The 16,929-nt window shown below is 47.3% G+C and carries 23 protein-coding genes; 2 read left to right on the top strand and 21 right to left on the bottom strand.

The window, feature by feature from the left end; genetic code table 11:
* Window positions 1-5: 5 nt before the first annotated feature.
* Genes BBR47_RS12535 through BBR47_RS12520 form a run of 4 tightly spaced genes read right to left on the bottom strand, consistent with a single transcriptional unit; the run spans window position 6 to window position 1,612 of the window.
* Window positions 6-734 (bottom strand): hypothetical protein, encoded by a 729-nt coding sequence (locus BBR47_RS12535; protein WP_012686142.1) that lies wholly within the window; start codon window positions 732-734, stop codon window positions 6-8.
* Window positions 735-750: 16 nt separating this feature from the next.
* Window positions 751-1,098 carry a 2Fe-2S iron-sulfur cluster-binding protein gene (locus BBR47_RS12530; protein WP_012686141.1) on the bottom strand — a complete coding sequence of 116 codons (348 nt, stop codon included), beginning with the start codon at window positions 1,096-1,098 and terminating at the stop codon, window positions 751-753.
* Between the two features lie 16 nt (window positions 1,099-1,114).
* Window positions 1,115-1,411 (bottom strand): 2Fe-2S iron-sulfur cluster-binding protein, encoded by a 297-nt coding sequence (locus BBR47_RS12525; protein WP_012686140.1) that lies wholly within the window; start codon window positions 1,409-1,411, stop codon window positions 1,115-1,117.
* Window positions 1,412-1,423: 12 nt separating this feature from the next.
* Complete coding sequence (locus BBR47_RS12520) at window positions 1,424-1,612, bottom strand: DUF2768 family protein (protein ID WP_012686139.1); 189 nt, start codon at window positions 1,610-1,612, stop codon at window positions 1,424-1,426.
* A 131-nt stretch (window positions 1,613-1,743) separates the two neighbouring features.
* On the opposite strand from BBR47_RS12520, the gene BBR47_RS12515 reads away from it, so the two are divergent.
* On the top strand, window positions 1,744-2,232 hold the full coding sequence (locus BBR47_RS12515; protein ID WP_041749389.1) for a hypothetical protein: 489 nt from the start codon (window positions 1,744-1,746) through the stop codon (window positions 2,230-2,232).
* Window positions 2,233-2,352: 120 nt separating this feature from the next.
* Here the strand turns inward: BBR47_RS12515 and BBR47_RS12510 are convergent, their stop codons facing one another.
* The 17 genes from BBR47_RS12510 to prsW all read right to left on the bottom strand — a co-directional run bounded on the left by BBR47_RS12510 (window position 2,353) and on the right by prsW (window position 15,423).
* A complete protein-coding gene (locus BBR47_RS12510; RefSeq protein ID WP_007716506.1) occupies window positions 2,353-2,619 on the bottom strand; it encodes a stage VI sporulation protein F in 267 nt (88 codons plus the stop codon).
* A gap of 78 nt (window positions 2,620-2,697) precedes the next feature.
* Window positions 2,698-3,750 carry an NAD(P)H-dependent glycerol-3-phosphate dehydrogenase gene (locus BBR47_RS12505; RefSeq protein ID WP_012686137.1) on the bottom strand — a complete coding sequence of 351 codons (1,053 nt, stop codon included), beginning with the start codon at window positions 3,748-3,750 and terminating at the stop codon, window positions 2,698-2,700.
* Window positions 3,751-3,763: 13 nt separating this feature from the next.
* Window positions 3,764-4,366 (bottom strand): glycerol-3-phosphate 1-O-acyltransferase PlsY, encoded by a 603-nt coding sequence (plsY, locus tag BBR47_RS12500; RefSeq protein WP_012686136.1) that lies wholly within the window; start codon window positions 4,364-4,366, stop codon window positions 3,764-3,766.
* A gap of 15 nt (window positions 4,367-4,381) precedes the next feature.
* Window positions 4,382-5,695: a ribosome biogenesis GTPase Der gene (gene der, locus BBR47_RS12495; RefSeq protein WP_012686135.1), complete on the bottom strand. Its 1,314-nt coding sequence runs from the start codon at window positions 5,693-5,695 to the stop codon at window positions 4,382-4,384.
* Window positions 5,696-5,748: 53 nt separating this feature from the next.
* The gene (locus BBR47_RS12490) at window positions 5,749-5,931 is read right to left on the bottom strand and encodes a capping complex subunit for YIEGIA (RefSeq protein WP_012686134.1); all 183 of its coding nucleotides are present in this window, start codon (window positions 5,929-5,931) and stop codon (window positions 5,749-5,751) included.
* 3 nt (window positions 5,932-5,934) lie between these two features.
* Window positions 5,935-6,840: a YIEGIA family protein gene (locus tag BBR47_RS12485; RefSeq protein WP_012686133.1), complete on the bottom strand. Its 906-nt coding sequence runs from the start codon at window positions 6,838-6,840 to the stop codon at window positions 5,935-5,937.
* Window positions 6,841-6,847: 7 nt separating this feature from the next.
* Window positions 6,848-7,483 (bottom strand): YphA family membrane protein, encoded by a 636-nt coding sequence (locus BBR47_RS12480; RefSeq protein ID WP_012686132.1) that lies wholly within the window; start codon window positions 7,481-7,483, stop codon window positions 6,848-6,850.
* Between the two features lie 83 nt (window positions 7,484-7,566).
* Window positions 7,567-8,619, bottom strand: coding sequence for a type 2 isopentenyl-diphosphate Delta-isomerase (gene fni, locus BBR47_RS12475; protein WP_012686131.1), 1,053 nt, complete (start codon window positions 8,617-8,619; stop codon window positions 7,567-7,569).
* Window positions 8,620-8,695: 76 nt separating this feature from the next.
* Entirely contained in the window at window positions 8,696-9,868 is a 1,173-nt protein-coding gene (rpsA, locus tag BBR47_RS12470; RefSeq protein WP_041749388.1) for a 30S ribosomal protein S1, read from the bottom strand.
* 185 nt (window positions 9,869-10,053) lie between these two features.
* On the bottom strand, window positions 10,054-10,647 hold the full coding sequence (locus tag BBR47_RS12465) for a lysophospholipid acyltransferase family protein (protein WP_012686129.1): 594 nt from the start codon (window positions 10,645-10,647) through the stop codon (window positions 10,054-10,056).
* Window positions 10,644-11,315 carry a (d)CMP kinase gene (gene cmk, locus BBR47_RS12460; RefSeq protein ID WP_012686128.1) on the bottom strand — a complete coding sequence of 224 codons (672 nt, stop codon included), beginning with the start codon at window positions 11,313-11,315 and terminating at the stop codon, window positions 10,644-10,646. Before cmk ends, BBR47_RS12465 begins: the two co-directional genes overlap by 4 nt.
* A gap of 158 nt (window positions 11,316-11,473) precedes the next feature.
* The gene (locus tag BBR47_RS12455; RefSeq protein WP_229088044.1) at window positions 11,474-11,665 is read right to left on the bottom strand and encodes a hypothetical protein; all 192 of its coding nucleotides are present in this window, start codon (window positions 11,663-11,665) and stop codon (window positions 11,474-11,476) included.
* A 16-nt stretch (window positions 11,666-11,681) separates the two neighbouring features.
* Window positions 11,682-12,365 carry a flagellar brake protein gene (locus BBR47_RS12450; RefSeq protein ID WP_012686127.1) on the bottom strand — a complete coding sequence of 228 codons (684 nt, stop codon included), beginning with the start codon at window positions 12,363-12,365 and terminating at the stop codon, window positions 11,682-11,684.
* Window positions 12,366-12,478: 113 nt separating this feature from the next.
* Entirely contained in the window at window positions 12,479-13,852 is a 1,374-nt protein-coding gene (ypeB, locus tag BBR47_RS12445; protein WP_012686126.1) for a germination protein YpeB, read from the bottom strand.
* Window positions 13,853-13,884: 32 nt separating this feature from the next.
* Entirely contained in the window at window positions 13,885-14,544 is a 660-nt protein-coding gene (locus BBR47_RS12440; RefSeq protein ID WP_012686125.1) for a cell wall hydrolase, read from the bottom strand.
* Window positions 14,545-14,569: 25 nt separating this feature from the next.
* Window positions 14,570-14,728 carry a hypothetical protein gene (locus BBR47_RS31235; protein WP_012686124.1) on the bottom strand — a complete coding sequence of 53 codons (159 nt, stop codon included), beginning with the start codon at window positions 14,726-14,728 and terminating at the stop codon, window positions 14,570-14,572.
* Window positions 14,729-14,748: 20 nt separating this feature from the next.
* Window positions 14,749-15,423, bottom strand: coding sequence for a glutamic-type intramembrane protease PrsW (gene prsW / locus BBR47_RS12435; RefSeq protein ID WP_012686123.1), 675 nt, complete (start codon window positions 15,421-15,423; stop codon window positions 14,749-14,751).
* An 82-nt stretch (window positions 15,424-15,505) separates the two neighbouring features.
* Between prsW and BBR47_RS12430 the strand changes: the two genes are divergently transcribed.
* Window positions 15,506-16,477, top strand: coding sequence for an asparaginase (locus BBR47_RS12430; protein ID WP_012686122.1), 972 nt, complete (start codon window positions 15,506-15,508; stop codon window positions 16,475-16,477).
* Window positions 16,478-16,929: the final 452 nt, after the last annotated feature.

Below are 16,929 nucleotides of genomic sequence, written 5' to 3'. Positions count from 1 at the left end.
CGAAGTTAATTTAGTTTGAGAAGTTTCGGATCACCATCGACCATTTCATATGGAAACGATTTCGCGGGTACGAACATGGAATTGCGCGCCAGCACATACCTCGGGTCTGTTTTTTCCGGCACGGTTACTTTTGTATCCCGAAGCAATTTCGCGATATCCGCAGCGTAATCAATTCCGACTTGTCCTTCAGCGTTCATGATCAGTGGCAATAAGTAAGTCCCCATTGTCGACGGTACTTGCCACGCTTTTAAACCGAGCCGGTCATGATCAATGGAATAGTATCCATTCCCCAAGTCAGCGAGTATAGGCAGCTTTTCGAAATGATTCTTGTAACGGTCTACTTCGCTTTGTACATCCCCCACTGTGCTGACAGCGGTCAAGTGAATGAGCTTGACTGTGGGTTTTGTTTCCACATCAATCAGTACGTACTTGTATACGCCGCCTTTTTCAAATGCATTCCCAGGTACATCCGGCATGTATTTCGGAATCATCTTGCGGAAATCAATCTCGTATTTTTCAAAAATAGGAGTATCAAGGGATTTCGTTTCGATTGGCAACACTGCTGTGTCTTTCTGGAATTGCTCAACCGCTTTTTGCGTTGCATCTACAAAAAAGGTACTAGGAATTTGATTCTCTGCTCTGCGCTCATCCGGATACAAGCATCCAGATAAAAGGGTAGTCAGAATCGTCAAACTGATCACAAGCTTGAACGATTTTCGCCACGATTGCCACATCTTATGTATACACCTCTTACATTCCATCTTCATTTTCTTTGCGTTGTCGCTCGAGTGCAGCCGCTACCACTGATTTCAGCTTGCTTTCTGGAATCCTGACTGTACAATCCTTTTCTGTCGTTTTTGCCTGACAGGCCAAACGAATCCCATTCGCCAGATCCTTTTCAGGCAGCTTTCGCTTTTCCAGTGCCGTTGGCGGGCACAGCAGGCCATTCTCAACGACCACGCGGCACATCAGACAAGATGCGTGTCCACCGCATCTCTGCGGGATTACGACGCGAGCTGACGAAGCTACACCGACCAAGGTTTGCCCTGTCCGCGCCTTTACACTCTTCTTGCTCGGGAGAAAGGTTACTTTCCCCATTCCGTCACTTCCTTTACTAGTACGGCCGATGAGCTACCTTGACTGTTCCTGATGAAACAACCTTTGTCTGGCAGCCTAATCTGTAGCCGTCTGTGCGTTCAGCCTTTCGCAATCGCAGTTTTTCTTCTGGTGTCACTTCGTTTAAGTACTCTGCCCCTTCCAAAACTTGAGTACGGCATTGTGCACATACCCCTCTTTGGCATGCATGGCCCCACACAATGTTATTCTTTTTCGCAAGATCAACAATGGATTGATTCAACTCGATCGAGACTTCATGACTGCCTGCACGAGTAAGTAGTGTGATTGTTGACATCGTTTATCCTCCCTAGACAAAAATCACAATCAAAATCATGACAAGCACGACGAGTAATAGTAAGAATGCGATGGTCTTCACAAGGAACCGCAAGAACCCATTGGTTATTTTCCTGGCAAAGATCATAAGTAAATTGCAGACGAACATGAGTCCAATGGCGATTAAGGAAATGTTCATCTTTGTCATAGGATCAATATACATCGGGACTGCAGCATCCTTTGCATTTTTTGCTTTATTATACCATATTTCCCCCTCATCGTCTGACGCTTGCGAACCTAATACTAGACATTCGCATAGACTATCCTGATGAATTCGCCCATTGGAGGGATGAAATGTTGAGTAATAAAGTAAGTAATCGGAAATGGCGGAATCCATACGCGCCTATACCCAGCAAAAAATTAAGCGACCAAGTCGAAAATGTCTCCCTTTCTATTTCACCGAAAAAAATCCTGCCCGCGGTTGATTTACGCACCTCTGTTTCAAAAATGCGCCATAATATCAAAGGAATCGGCAGCACGATTCGGCAGGTAGAAGACACGATGGATTCGTTGTACGGGGCGATGGAGATGATTGAGAACCTCGGAAAACGCACACCTGAGCCTGAAGTTGTTGCCGAAAAGCCTGCTACTGCTGGCAAACGCAAAGCTGCCCCAGAGCCACAAAAGGCAGCAGAAACACCACCCCCGCAGGAATCAGGCTTAGGCAACCTTTTGGCCAATATAGATATCGGGCAATTACTGGGTCTCCTGCAATCCCCTTTGGTCCAGAACCTGATTACACAGGTAAGCGGCAGCACCAAGGAACGAAAAAAAGAGGGATAAGATCCCTCTTTTTTTCTTGCAATCTGTAGGTCAGCCATGTCCCTGTAGAGCCATGATTGTTCCTAGTCTTACTGTATGACGGTTTTTGTTGCAGGTAACGGGCATAATCGCCCATTTCTCTTATTTGAGCAGCTTGGTCAAGGTCGACATGTCACCCAGATTGATTTCCTGATTGCGAAACATCTCAATGACCTTATCTTCCTTTTCAGGAGTTAATTGCTTGCCACTAAGGGTAGCGAGCGTGCGAATGATTTGACGCAGCTTGGTCTCGTCTTCAAAATCACTGCGCTTGACCTGACCGGCTAGTGAGCGAAGCTTTTCTTCATCGACATTTTCCGTTGCTTTCCCTTGCAAGCGCTCAAAAAGTCGTTTCGACATATTATTCATGTGAAATCTCCTCCTGCACATGGGCTTTCACCCTATGGTATGTGCAGAAGCCTAAATCGGTGATACTTCATTCATGACTTATTCGGCATCGGGATTGAGGTACGCCATTTCAAAGGTTTTTCCGCGCCCCATCAGTTCTTCCACGCCTTGACGAGCTTCTTTTCCTTCAAACAGCATGCCGTACAGAACCGTAGTGATTGGCATTTCAACCTGCTCGCGTTGCGATAACGAAAAGGCTGCATTTGTCGTGCGAACGCCTTCGACGACCATCCCCATCTGTGCCAGTACGTCATCGAGTTTTTTTCCTTGTCCGAGCATATAGCCTGCACGCCAGTTTCTGCTGTGTTTACTCGTACATGTGGCAATCAAATCGCCAACACCAGCCAAACCTGAAAACGTAAGCGGCTTAGCACCGAGCTTGATGCCCAGCCGGCTAATTTCCGCCAAGCCACGGGTCAACAGGGCTGCCTTCGCGTTGTCTCCATACCCTAAGCCATCCGACATCCCTGCACCAAGTGCAATGATGTTCTTCAACGCTCCGGCGATCTCAGCGCCAATCAGGTCCGGGTTGGTATACACACGAAAATTCGTATTCATCAGCAAATCCTGAGAACGCAGCATGCTTTCTTTCGATTCAGACGCCATCACAACTGTCGTTGGTTGCCGTTTGACTACTTCCTCGGCATGGCTCGGTCCTGATAACACAGCCAATCTGGACGCAATCTCTTTCGGCACCTCTTCCGAAATAACTTCTGACATTCGCTTCAAGCTTTGCAATTCAAAGCCTTTTGTCGCATGAATCAAAAGGACATCCGGTTCCAGGTGCGGAGCCACTTGCTGACAGATTTGGCGCATGGCATGGGAAGGAACAACGAGAAGAACAATGCGCTTCCCTACTACAGCCTCTTGAATGTTGGTCGTCGCCACTATGTTAGCTGATAGCTTTTCTCCCGGCAGGTACTTTTCATTCACATGCTTGCTGTTTATTTCTTCTGCCAGCCTGGTATCCCGCACCCAAAGCGTGACCTGATGACCGTTGTCCGCCAAGACTGTAGCAAGTGCCGTTCCCCAGCTTCCGGCACCAATCACCGTAACATTTTGAATCAATACGTCCCCCTCCACTTTTCTCATGTCCGTTCGTACATTATCCCAGCTTCCGGTTGGACTTTTCTCCTAGTTTCCGCTCGTTACCTGAAAGAAGATTGCGGATATTATTATAATGACGAATGTAAGCAAAGATTGCGATCGCCAAGCTCGCCCAAATAAAGGAAATGGGTTTGTCCAACAAATAAAGGGTAAATGGAATAACCGTTACGATAACCAATGACCCTAATGAAACAAAGCGAGTGATCGCAATGACTACGACAGCCATCACGGCAGCAATCAAAAATGCCAAGGGAGAAAACCCTAATACGACACCTAACGTGGTCGCAATGCCTTTCCCTCCGCGAAATCCAAAAAAGATTGGCCAATTGTGACCCGCGATAACGAACAATCCTGCCACTGCGTACGCTGCCGGATCCCCCGTCATCAGGTGAGTCAGTCCCATTGCAGCTATTCCTTTTACTGCATCAAGAAGGAGAACGGCAATGCCGGGGCCTTTTCCTAACACCCTGAGGGTATTGGTTGCACCGGCATTTCCGCTGCCATGAGAACGAATGTCAATTCCTGCGACTTTTTTGGCGATAAGATAGCTAAAGCTAATAGAACCGATTAAATAGCTAAGCACCCAGGATAATAACACCATGGCGTTTTTCTCTCCCTACGTTTTTTTCCGTGTCCAGATTCTAACTGGTGTGCCTTCAAACACAAATGCTTCACGGATCTTGTTCTCTATGTAACGTTCATAGGAGAAGTGCATGAGTTCCGGATCATTCACAAACAGAATGAACGTCGGCGGTTTCACCGTTGCTTGTGTCGCATAGTTGATCTTCAAGCGTTTGCCGCGATCAGATGGTGGAGGCGTACGGATCGTCGCATCTGTTACCAAATCATTGAGAACCGCGGTAGGAATGCGCATAGAATGTGCTTGAGCTACTTCATTGACCTTCGGTAGAATCGTATGGACACGTTGCTTCGATTTTGCAGACACATACAGGATCGGAGCATAATCCAGGTATTTAAACTCTTCGCGAATCAATTCTGTGAAGCGTTGCATCGTTTTGTCGTCTTTTTCAATCGCATCCCATTTGTTCACGATAATGATGACACCACGGCCAGCCTCATGTGCATAACCTGCGATTTTCTTGTCTTGCTCGATAATGCCCTCTTCCCCGTTAATGACAACAAGAACGACGTCGGAATCTTCAATGGAACGCATCGCACGCATTACACTGTATTTTTCCGTTGTTTCATACACTTTTCCACGCTTGCGCATACCTGCCGTGTCTACAAGAACGTAGCTTTGGTCATCACGCTCAAATGGCGTGTCGATCGCATCACGGGTCGTTCCGGCAACCTCACTGACAATGACTCGCTCTTCACCGAGAATCGCATTCGTCAAGGAAGACTTCCCGACGTTTGGACGACCGATGATGGATACACGAATAACATCGTCTCTCTTCTCTTCGTCATCCTCTGCTGGGAAATGCTGACACACTTCTTCCAGCATATCTCCCAAGCCAAGACCATGGCTACCCGAGACAGGGAATGGCTCGCCTAAGCCCAGGGAATAAAAATCGTAAATATCCGCGCGCATTTCCGGATTATCCGCTTTGTTCACTGCGAGTACGACAGGTTTTCCCGTCCGATTCAGCATCCGTGACAGTTCAACGTCCGCATCTGTCACACCTGTACGGCTATCTGCAATCATAATGATGACATCTGCTTCGTCAATCGCAAGCTCTGCCTGGTAACGCATCTGTGTAAGAATCTCGTCGGTCTCGCCAAACTCAATTCCACCGGTATCAATCACATGGAAAGTATGCGTTAACCATTCACCTTTCCCGTACAGGCGGTCACGGGTTACTCCCGGCATATCCTCCACGATCGCGACTCGTTCGCCAATCAATCTGTTAAAAATCGTGGATTTCCCCACGTTGGGTCTCCCCACAATGGCTACCACTGGTAATCCCATAATCAACAACACTCTCTCTCATTTACGTTTTGACTAGCTAATCATACCATACACTACTTATGCCGAACAATGATAAGGGTATCGGCGCTTACTTCATGCACCATCCCGTCTAGTATCTTTTCCAGCGTGAAAGCTGTTTGCTGCATAAGCTCCGTAGTAGACTCGATAAAAATCGGCACACCACCCGCTATCCTGTCTCTGTTCGTCGTAATCGCCGCCAAGATTACTCCTGTCATGGCCTACAGCTCCTTTTTCATCATTCTAGTCTTCGTTGGCATTCGGAAGACGCTTTCGAGAATAGGGACTGCACGAATGACGGATGTTGCACGTTCCACATCTTTTTCTTGCGGCAATAAAAATACACCCATTCTCCCCGACTTTATATCACGTTTTACCAAGGGTGTTAGCGATGGCTCTCCCGTATCGGTATATACGCCGAGTTGCGTTGCGGCATCGTGCAAAATCGCTTGCCGCTGTCCAGGGTGAGCAAGTGTGACCTTGGCATTGGCATCCCGCGGTGTCAGAATAAAACCCACGCCTTGCTCACGTATGATCTCTTGAGCATCTGCCAACCCGACGTTCATGATGTAAATGTCGTTCACATACAAGTCCCTTCCTTCCATTCTCACTTCCCCCGGCTCGATCTCTGCAATCAGCGATAGTGTTTTGCCAGAGCGAAGCTTGCGAGAAATCAGCAAGGCGATGACACCTGCAATGACACCTCCCCACCAATGAAAGAGAATGGTAGCCGTCGTTGTCACCAAAGAGGTAAACATGACCATGTAATTGCGTCCTTCAAACACCATTGCAATTCCTTCGATATAGGGGCCACCACGGGGCACCAGCTCCCGTTTATCGATCTCATTAAGCGTAGTGCGTTCCATGTTCCTGACATCACGGAATTGTTGAGCAGCCAAAGTCAAAAATGTGACTGCCGTGTAATTCTCCTTGAGCAGAGCAGGAATCGCTAACGCTCCGAGCGCGGAAGCGATCACGCCAAGTGAAACGTGAATAATTTTTCCGTGGGGATAGGTTGGATATTGTCGATAATCTGTTCGCAAAAGATGAATCCGGCACAAAATGCCGAATAGGAACCCCAGAACTAACGGAAACACATAATCATATGCTAGCAATCCCTTCAACACCCTAGCGTCACCTACCCGTATCGGAATGGGAAGACTCTGTTTCTGTTCTACCAAGGTTACGACGAATCGCAGACCAGACTATGCTGACGAGAACCCAAAGAGATAGGCTACTCCAAAGCAAATCTTGCGCATACTCGGATCCCCACTGACAGGAACCCGACAATTTCCAAAAATATAGCGAATGTATCGCATCTGCGAGAGGCAAGGAGAGCGTCAGCTGAAACAGCTGTCCCAGATGTGTTCTGCTCATCAAAAAAATGGTACTGACTCCAACAGCAGGTACGATGATCCGCTCATCCCAAAACAGCAAGATCGGATCGGTAAAAAACAGCCAGCGTAGCCAAAATAGCAAAAGAGCCGTTGCCAGCGCACTCAGCAAGTACAATCTGCGTATTTTAGAAATGAGCTTGGTGTAAAGGACAATGCTTGCGATCAGTGGCAATATCGTTCCACTTAGACTAACTTGAATAGGGGCAAAATAGATTTTCCAGCTAACAAACGAACAAATTAAAAATGCGCTGATCACTGCGAGCACTCGTCTGCGTTCCATCTTCATGTTTCGCAGCTGCAAGTCAAAGCTTCCCATCCAGACAAGACACAGCAAAGACCACTGGATAAGGATCGCAACGGTTCCCTCGTTCATGTTCATCTCCTCAAAATGATGGTTGTCTCCCAAAAGTATGCCTCAACCAAGGAAATTTCATGAATCGAATGCTCGTCCACTACCTAACGTTGCGCCAGTCTCTCCAATTGCACGTGACGAAGCCTCGCTCTCTCTGCTGTTTTTCCCGCGATCATAACAGGCGTACAAACGGCGTCAGCCAGACCTTTCATTCCTAGTGCCGTCATCGCCACACGAATTTGATGATGCCATCTGTCGACGGTAGACAAGCAATCTTCCAGAGATTCACGTTGAACCAGACGCAGCATTGCTCCTGCCATCCCGACAGCGGACGCACCTAAAGAAGCGGCTTTGACTACATCGAGTCCATGACGAACACCACCTGTTGCTATGTATGACACTCCTGGATGACCGACAGCATTCGCTTCCAGCAAGCTCTCCACCGTCGTGAATCCCCAATCCTCGAACATGGCATTTGGCTGATCATTTCGCATATTTTCGACTTGAGCAAAATTTGTTCCGCCTCTTCCACCCACATCAATTGTTCTGATCCCGATTTCTATGAGCTTCTCGATTGATTCCTTTGCCATTCCAAAGCCGACTTCTTTGACAATAACTGGCACATCCAGACTCTCCCTGATCGCTTGAATCCGCTCCAGATAGCCGCGAAAATCCCGATCCCCCTCAGGCATTAACAGCTCTTGCATGACATTCAGATGGATTTGCAATCCGTTCGCTTGCATCATCTCCACCGCTGCTATTGCCTGCTCCACTGTCGCTTCTGCCCCCACATTTGCAAACAAGATCCCCTGTGGATGTTCCCTTCTGACAATCAGATAGCTATCCGTAACATCTGGATCACGCAAAGCGGCCATTTGTGAGCCAACAGCCATCGCCAGATTTCGTTCCCTCGCAATGATCGCCAGTTTTTGATTGATCTGGGTAGTCCCACCGGCTCCACCCGTCATCGCATTAATCATGATCGGTGAGGAGAGTCGCAAGGATGCGATCACGGTGTCCAGTGAGGTTTCTGCAAGTGCTGCATTCGGCAAGCTGTTCGGAACAAAGCTGACATCATCAAAACTATTTGCCCCATTTTCCAGGGTGATAAGAGCATTTCGAATATGGTCCAATTTTCTAATCGAACGACGATCCATTGTACCCCTCCTAGACTTTCGTTCTCAGAAAAAAGGGATACGCCAGAGCGTATCCCCATGAATCCTACTTTTTATCTTACTTGAACTTGTCTTTCAGATCACCGAACAACTCGCCCAATGTCACGCCCATTGGTTGGTTGTTTTCTTGCGTGAATTGTTGCTGTTCACGCTTGCTCGCACGTTCTGCCTGCTCCACACGGTCTTCTTCTACTGCACGGATACTGAGGCTAATGCGTTGTTCTTGTGGAACAACATCCAAAACCTTCACCTGTACCTCTTGACCCTCTTTCAACACCTCACTAGGTGTATTCACCCGACGATTTGCAATCTGGGAGATGTGTACGAGGCCTTCGATTCCAGGTGCCAGCTCAATAAATGCACCGAAGGACACCAGACGTTTTACCGTTCCATTCAAAATAGAGCCCGCTTTAAAATCTTCTGCAACGCTCGCCCATGGACCTGCTTGCGTTTCCTTGATGCTAAGGCCAATGCGCTCGTTTTCACGGTCAATTTTGAGGACCTTCACTTTTACCTTGTCGCCTTCTTTCACGACATCGGACGGCTTATCTACACGGTTCCAAGCAAGCTCAGATACGTGAACCAATCCATCAACACCACCGATATCCACGAATACGCCGAAATCGGTCATGCGCTGAACCGTTCCTTCCAACACTTGCCCCACTTGGATTTTATCCATAATGGATTGCTTTTGCACTTTTACTTCGTCTTCCAAAACCGCTTTGTGGGACAGGATGACTTTATTCTTTTCCTTATCCATTTCTACTACTTTCAAAGCCAATGTTTTGCCTTTGTAGTCGGAGAAATCTTCAACAAAATGACGCTCTACCATGGAAGCCGGAATGAAGCCGCGAACGCCTACATCAACAACAAGGCCGCCCTTCACTACTTCTTTCACAGCCGCTTCAATGATTTCACCCGCTTGCATTTTTTGCTCAAGATCAGACCAAGAGGATTCCATTGCTACTGCTTTCTTGGAAACAACGAGCTCTTCTTTCTCGTCGTTTAGTTTGATGACTTTCACTTCGAAAGTATCACCAACCGCTACTACATCAGATACCTTTTCAACATGCAGTGGAGACAGTTCGCTGATAGGAATCAGACCATCGTACTTGTAACCTAGATCTACAAGCGCTTGTTTGTCCTCAACTTTTGTTACGGTTGCCTTTACAACATCTCCTACGGAAATCGTTGTTGCATCCGTCAAGCTTACGTTCGTTTCTTCCATCATTCAAAAGACCTCCTTAATACCATCCAGTCCCAAACGTCTATGTACAGGTTGTGTACAACCTCACTACACGAAGCGGGAGCATGTATATTTTTAACTGTCGCCTGATGGCTGGCAGTTAGTACTGATGAAGCCAGTAAGTTCCAGCAGTTTTAGTATTCGTCCCTTTAGCAATTCTATACCGTTTGCTAAGAGAGATGCTGGTTTCGTAATTGCTTGATGTGCTCCATAATCAGATCGCTTGTTTCCTTCAACGTATCAGCGCTTGATTTGGCCTCGCGCAGTTGAGTCAGATCGATCGGTTTACCGTAAACGATCTTGATGGAACGAAACGGTCGATATGGCCCGATAATGGCTACCGGAATGACCACAGCTTCTGACTTGAGAGCGAACATCGCCACACCTGGCATCGCTTCCCCTGGTTCCCCTGTTTTGCTGCGGGTTCCCTCAGGAAAGATTCCAAAGATTTTTCCATCTTCCAGCAATTTGAGAGTCGTGCGAATGGCCGCACGATCTCCTGCACCCCGTTTAACCGGAAATGCACCGAATTTGGTAATGAGAAAGGATAAGACCGGAATTTTGAACAGCTCTTCTTTGGCCATGAAAAGAACCTGACGTTCGATGCCACCCCCGAGAAGAGGTGGATCCCATAAAGAAATGTGGTTGGCACAAAGGATCACTGGGCCTTCCTTAGGTATATGTTCACGCCCGATCACTTGCCAACGAAAGACAAGCGAAAAAATGATGCGAAAAAAACCTCTGAATAAACGATAGTAACTCAATGGGTTGACTCTCCCGTTCGCTCGCAGATTTGCAAGATGCGATCGACCACCTGATCAATGGTCATTCCTGTTGTGTCTACCAAAACGGCATCTTCCGCCTGACGCAACGGCGCGACTTCTCTCTGCATGTCTCGTCGATCTCGCTCTTCGATTTCTTTTTCCAGCTCAGCCAAGTCTGTCTGGGTACCTTTTGCGAGTAGTTCCTTCCAGCGGCGTTCTGCACGCTCTTGAATGGAGGCCGTCAGAAATATCTTCACGTCAGCGTCTGGCAAAACATGAGTACCGATATCTCTGCCGTCCATGACGACATTGCCTTGCGTCGCCAATCGTCGCTGGAGCACAAGCATTTGTTCACGTACAGAACCGTAGCTCGCTACAATGGAGGCGTACTGGCTCACTTCTGTGGAACGTATCCAGCTCGTGACATCGATTTCATTCCAGTATACATGTTGCTGTCCGTTTTCCCGAACTAGTTGAACCTTGTTTTTTTGCAAAAGTTCGGAAACTGTAGACTCATCGCTGATAGGGAGCTGATGATGGTGGACTGCCCAAGCGAGGGCACGATACATGGCACCCGTGTCAATGTACACGTATTCCAGTTGACCCGCTACTTTTTGGGCGACAGTGCTTTTGCCTGCTCCCGCTGGTCCATCAATGGCAATGTTCATTACTTCTCACCTGCTATGTACGTTAGTTCGGATGGGAATAAAACAAGAAAAGCTTCTGTCGAAGCCCTTTCCCATTCTTTGTGTGATGAAAAAACGATCCAAGACCGTTTTCTATGTTGTCTATAATAGTACCATAGTATGGAAGCATGCGCAAACCTTTAGGGCTCTCTGGACACGCCTTCCAAGCGCTCTGTTTCGATTAATACTAATCTTGCAGGTACGTACTGAATGAGGACTTCGCCTATGGTCAGTACAATCGCACATACGACAATTCCAATCATGATGCCTTTTTCTACCCGTTTGGAAAAGCTGCGAAAACGATCGTTGTACTGACTGGTCAATAGGGTCACTTCCTCTGATGAAGCGTCAATCCACAACGCCTTTTTTGCGAAGCTCTAGCTGTCTCTCGTAACACGCTCTAACCACTTTTGCTCGATCTTGCTCACTGATCTGGGTGAACTTACCCGAAATCCATTGGTGCAAACCTTTTTCTTCCGCCGGTTTTTGTCTGACGATTTCCATCACAACAAAAGCATGTTGAACCTGTCCATTTTTACTTGGAAGGGAAATCCAGACGTGCAAGTTGTCTTTTTCCTTTAAATGATAGCTTTCCTCACAGCTAAAAGACAGCCCACCACCACTGATATCTAACGTTCGTGCTAGAAAATGATAACGGCGAATCGGATCATCCAGTTTGACTGCGATGTCTACCGTGGTGTCAATTCTCAAGTAGTTTCGTCGCTGTGTGCGGACAATCTCCTCTTTAGCCGGCAGTTGCAGAAGCAGAACAGGAATGTGATTGTTTTGTCTGCCGACAATCGCAGAGCGGAATTCATAGCGTGAGCCATCCTCACCAACATACCAAACCAAGCATTCTGTCCCTGGTTGAAACACCCCAGTCCGTCCAGTGTTTTCGCTGGTCGGCAACTCGATAGAAGCTACATCCTCCTTCAAATCAGCCACACGGCTTTTGAAGGTTTGCAGCTCCGTTTCTTCTGAGGAACTCGTGAAGTTTAGTCTTATTATTTGTCCTATTCGTGGAAGCATCATAAAGTAATTGTTCCTCCCCTTCCTATCACCCTTTCCATTATATACCCTTTTGTTTCGAATCAGCAAATAGGGAAAGCCGCTAAAAAACTAGCTTTCCCCCTATTTTTTTAAGACTATTGTCCTTCGTTCTGTCCCGATCCCGATCCCGTTTCCATTTTCACAACTTCTTCTTCTTCTCCATTCAAGGCATTGATATAGACCATGTACGAATTCCCTTCAAAGCTGCCTGTCATTTCCCACGCCAGCACTTCTTTTCCATCGTTTTTCCCTTCGATTAGGGCAAGTCGCTGATCCGTCACTTTTACACTCGGATTGACTTTTTTCCTTGCTTCTTCTTTCGAGAGACGGGGCTTGGAGAGAATTCTCTTTTTGTGATTAAACAGATACTCCGTCGAATTATAGGCAGTAACCTCTCCGTTGTCCAACGCTATCTCAACGACCACTCCGTCCGGATAAATTCTGACGCCATCCTGAACTGGCACAAACGTAAAGAGTGCGTTGCGGTCGTAGCTGTCAATCTCAGAGACCTGCATATTGTCAAATCCATGGTTCTGCAAGAACACTCGACCTTTTTCTTCCGCCTGCTTCATGTCCAGCTTTTCCTCGCCAATTCCACGCTCGTTCATCATCCACACGACTTTTCCACCGCGTTTGGTAACATCAAGGTTAATACCTGTCTTGTGCCCGTTTGGCGTGACATGTACGCTATACGCCGAGTATTCCTGCCCCTTGCCATTATCGTTTACTTCTACTTTCGCATCTCCTGGCTTCAACCCTAGAAACGATAGAGCACTCTTCTCTGCTTCCTCTTTTGTAGCTGGTTTGCCATCGATCCCTTTGATTCGCTGCTGCTTTTTCTTATCGAGACTCTGTATTCCGACGCCCCAGTCTAAATCAGGGTATTCCTGCACTTTTTTCTCAATGGTTTGGAATCCATCGATGATGGAATTGTCCTCTTTGTTTTTATTGGAGGCCAAAGCCGTCTCGACATCCATCCATCTCAATTGTTTGTCCATCGCGACGGTTTGTACCTTGCGCAGCTCATCCTGGATTTCCTTTGCTTGGGTGTGAAGGCTCTTTAATGTCTTATATTCACTCTGACTCAATGGCTGCTTGTCGAGGTCACGCACAGCGACACGATAGGAAAAATCCGCGACCCTCGACAGCATTTCTTCTGTTTTGTTAAATGCCATCAAGGTCAATGGCAGTTGTCCGACATCCGCTTGTGCCGCATAGGAAAGGCGCCAAACACTCGTCAAGATAGGGGTCATTTGTCTGCGCGAGTTGACCACCAGCGATTTGCCAAGCTCATCGTGCAGCTTGTCCACATGATAAGTGAGATCATGGAAAGCCCGTTGGTATGAGTTTTCCGCTTTGATCAAGACCGAGTTCTTCTCATTATGCTCCTGATATCCCCACACGCCAGCGCCTATTAAGGCAACTAGGGCAACGGGAAATAACACACGTGCTGTTGCTCCATATACCATCCCTTGCCACTCCTCCTTTGATTATGCATCCATTATCTGCAAAAGATATGTTTCCCGATCTTTTTCACCTGCGGCCTGGTCCAAATCCAACCAGATGTTGCTGTATCCGGATTAAAATAGTACGTGCAGCCTCCCGTCGGATCCCAGCCGTTTAGTGCATTCTTCACTGCTTTCATCGCACTTTCATTCGGTGTAAGCCATATTTGACCATCAGCAACTGCTGTAAAAGCACGTGGTTCGAAAATTACAGCCGAGGGCGTATCAGGAAACGTAGGGCTCTTGACGCGGTTCAATATAACGGCAGCGACAGCAACTTGCCCTTCAAACGGCTCTCCTCTTGACTCCCCGTAAACAGCATTCGCCATGATTTTTAAATCATTGTCAGAGACTCGTGAAGGATGGAAGCTGGCTTTGGTTTTGACCGTCTTATCCTTTGCTGCAGGTGCAGCTATCTGCTCCTCTTGTACGGCAGCTACATTCTCTTCCTTCCAGACAGCCTTGTATCCACTTAAGCCCGCTGCCACCAACATCACCAACACACCTGCGATCCAGATTGTACGCACGGCTGAATCCTCCTTGGCATGTATTGAAATCTTTGCATAGTGTTGGTGGAGGAAGAGTGGATTATGCATGTAAATCTGGATATAGAAAAAGACCGATGCTCTTTGCATCGGCCCACATAGATTCGTCACACTTTTTTAGTTGGGATGGAAAAGATCAGGACTCATCAATCCGAAAATGCTTGTCGTTATCACAAAGGCACTGCTTGAACCCTGTTTCTATTTGCCCTCCAGGTTCTCGATGACCACGCAGTGTAAACTTTTCTCCACATACATTGCATTGAATTGTCACTTTTGCTCGATCGGTTTTTAGCACGTACGTCTCCTCCTTACCGTCTATTGTGGACGTGAAGAGAGATTTTTAGAACCGAAATCGTGTGCTCTTTGTACCTTTTTTAAGCCCTGCCACCACAATACAAGCATGAATGGCACAATCACTACCAACCAGTTTTGGACCGCCAAAAAAATCAAGTTGTACAAAGCATGCAAGCCGATCGGCAAGGTAATCGACATCCATAAAAAAAGCCGTTCATGTTTGGCGTCCTTGGAAAACTTGGCCCGTCCGAGATAATAGCCCATCCACACCGCAAACAGCGCATGGCTGGATACCGGCAGAAAGGCACGCCAGATGGCGATATCTGTTCCATTGATAATGAGGTAAAACAAATTCTCCAACGTAGCAAAACCAAGTGACACCGCAACCGCATAAACAATTCCATCGTATGGCTCATCAAATTCGAAATGTTTATAAACCGTAAAGTAGATGACCATCCATTTAAAAAATTCTTCCACGACAGCGGATTGGAAAACTTCCGCGACAATGCCATCCCGCCAGTTCCATTCATTCTGCATGATGTACTGTAGTACCATAATCGGTACGACCAGCAGCATACCAAAGATAAACGACCGGATGACCATTGAAATCGGCTCCGGTTCGAGACTGTCACGCAGGTAAAAGTAACTTAAGATGGCGATACCGGGGGCAACTGCCGCGCCGATCAAAGCAATCATCTTTTATTACTCCTTTACACAATACTATCATTCATCGTACCATGAATAATGGTTGATGAAAACCCGCTACAGGAGAGAGATCATGTCAAAAAAAATTTTGGTAGTGAACACAGGCGGTACAATTGCCATGTCTGTCGATGACTCAGAAGGCGTAAAGCCATTGGATGATCAAGCAGTCAACAAAATCCTTCCTTTTTTAGAAAAACACGCGGATGTCACCATGAAAAATGTACTCAACCTACCTAGCCCTCATATGACTCCTGCGATCATGAATCAGCTGCGTCTCGATATTGAGGAAGCCTTTGAACAAGATCATTATGATGGCATCGTCATTACCCATGGGACTGATACGTTGGAGGAGACCGCATACTTCCTGGATCTGACTTTGTCGGTCAACGTCCCGATTGTCGTAACCGGCGCCATGCGCAGCAGTAATGAGCTCGGAGCTGACGGGCCAGTCAATCTCATTTCTTCCGTTCGTGTAGCTGCAGATTCCGACAGTTTGAACAAAGGGGTTATCGTTGTTTTTAATGACGAAATTCACGCGGCACGTCACGTAACGAAAACACACACGAGCAATGTCGCTACCTTCCAGTCGCCACAATACGGACCGATTGGAACCATTGCGAAAAAAAGCGTGCAATACCACCACGCTCCATTGGATCGCGAGCATTATGCCATTACCCATGCTGATGCGAATGTCCCGTTGATCAAGGCAGTTGCTGGCATGGAGCCTTCTTGGCTACAGTTTTTATTGGAGCAGCAAATTGATGGACTCGTGGTAGAGGCGTTTGGATTGGGAAATCTTCCACCCGCTATCATCCCTACCCTGCAGCAATTACTGGACAAAGGCGTACCGATCGTCCTCGTCTCTCGCTGCTACAATGGCCAGGTGCAGGATATCTATGACTATGAAGGTGGAGGCCGCAAGCTAAAAGAGATGGGCATCATCTTCTCCAATGGCTTAAATGGGCAAAAGGCTCGTCTCAAGCTAATTGTAACGCTGCAAAAAACACGGACTTTCAAAGAGCTGCAGCTGTTGTTCGACCAGTAAATCATACGACGTAAGCCTCCTGGTTTTTCAGGAGGTTTTTTGTCTTTGGAAACATGTTGTTCGGTGCTGTTGTGGTGGGGAGGAAACAGGAGAAAACGCTCAGATTCTAGGGTCACCCGCTGGGGGATTGACTGTACGACTCCATGTAAAAAGCGAAACCGCGTCCAAAGTTGTCCCTTCAGGATGTGTTTCAGAGGTGGACGCTTAAGAGCGTGTTTCGCTTTTTGCATTGCGTCTCGGTCGGTGTCCCTAATATCTTCGCTTTTTTCTCCTGTTTCCTCTACGAGCTTACCGTTTTAGACAGGTTTTAAATGCCTTAAAAGATTGAGGAGTGTTACCTGTTACGCTAGAGAAGAATATTTCCAGGCGTAGCGACTTGTGAAGTCCTACCAAGCGGAGAAGGGATTTGCGGGCAAAAGAAACGCAACCGTGCCCTCGCGACGTAGCGGCTA

This window comes from Brevibacillus brevis NBRC 100599, from assembly GCF_000010165.1.
GTDB classification, from domain to species: domain Bacteria; phylum Bacillota; class Bacilli; order Brevibacillales; family Brevibacillaceae; genus Brevibacillus; species Brevibacillus brevis_D.
This window is presented reverse-complemented; position numbering and strand designations above follow the sequence as displayed.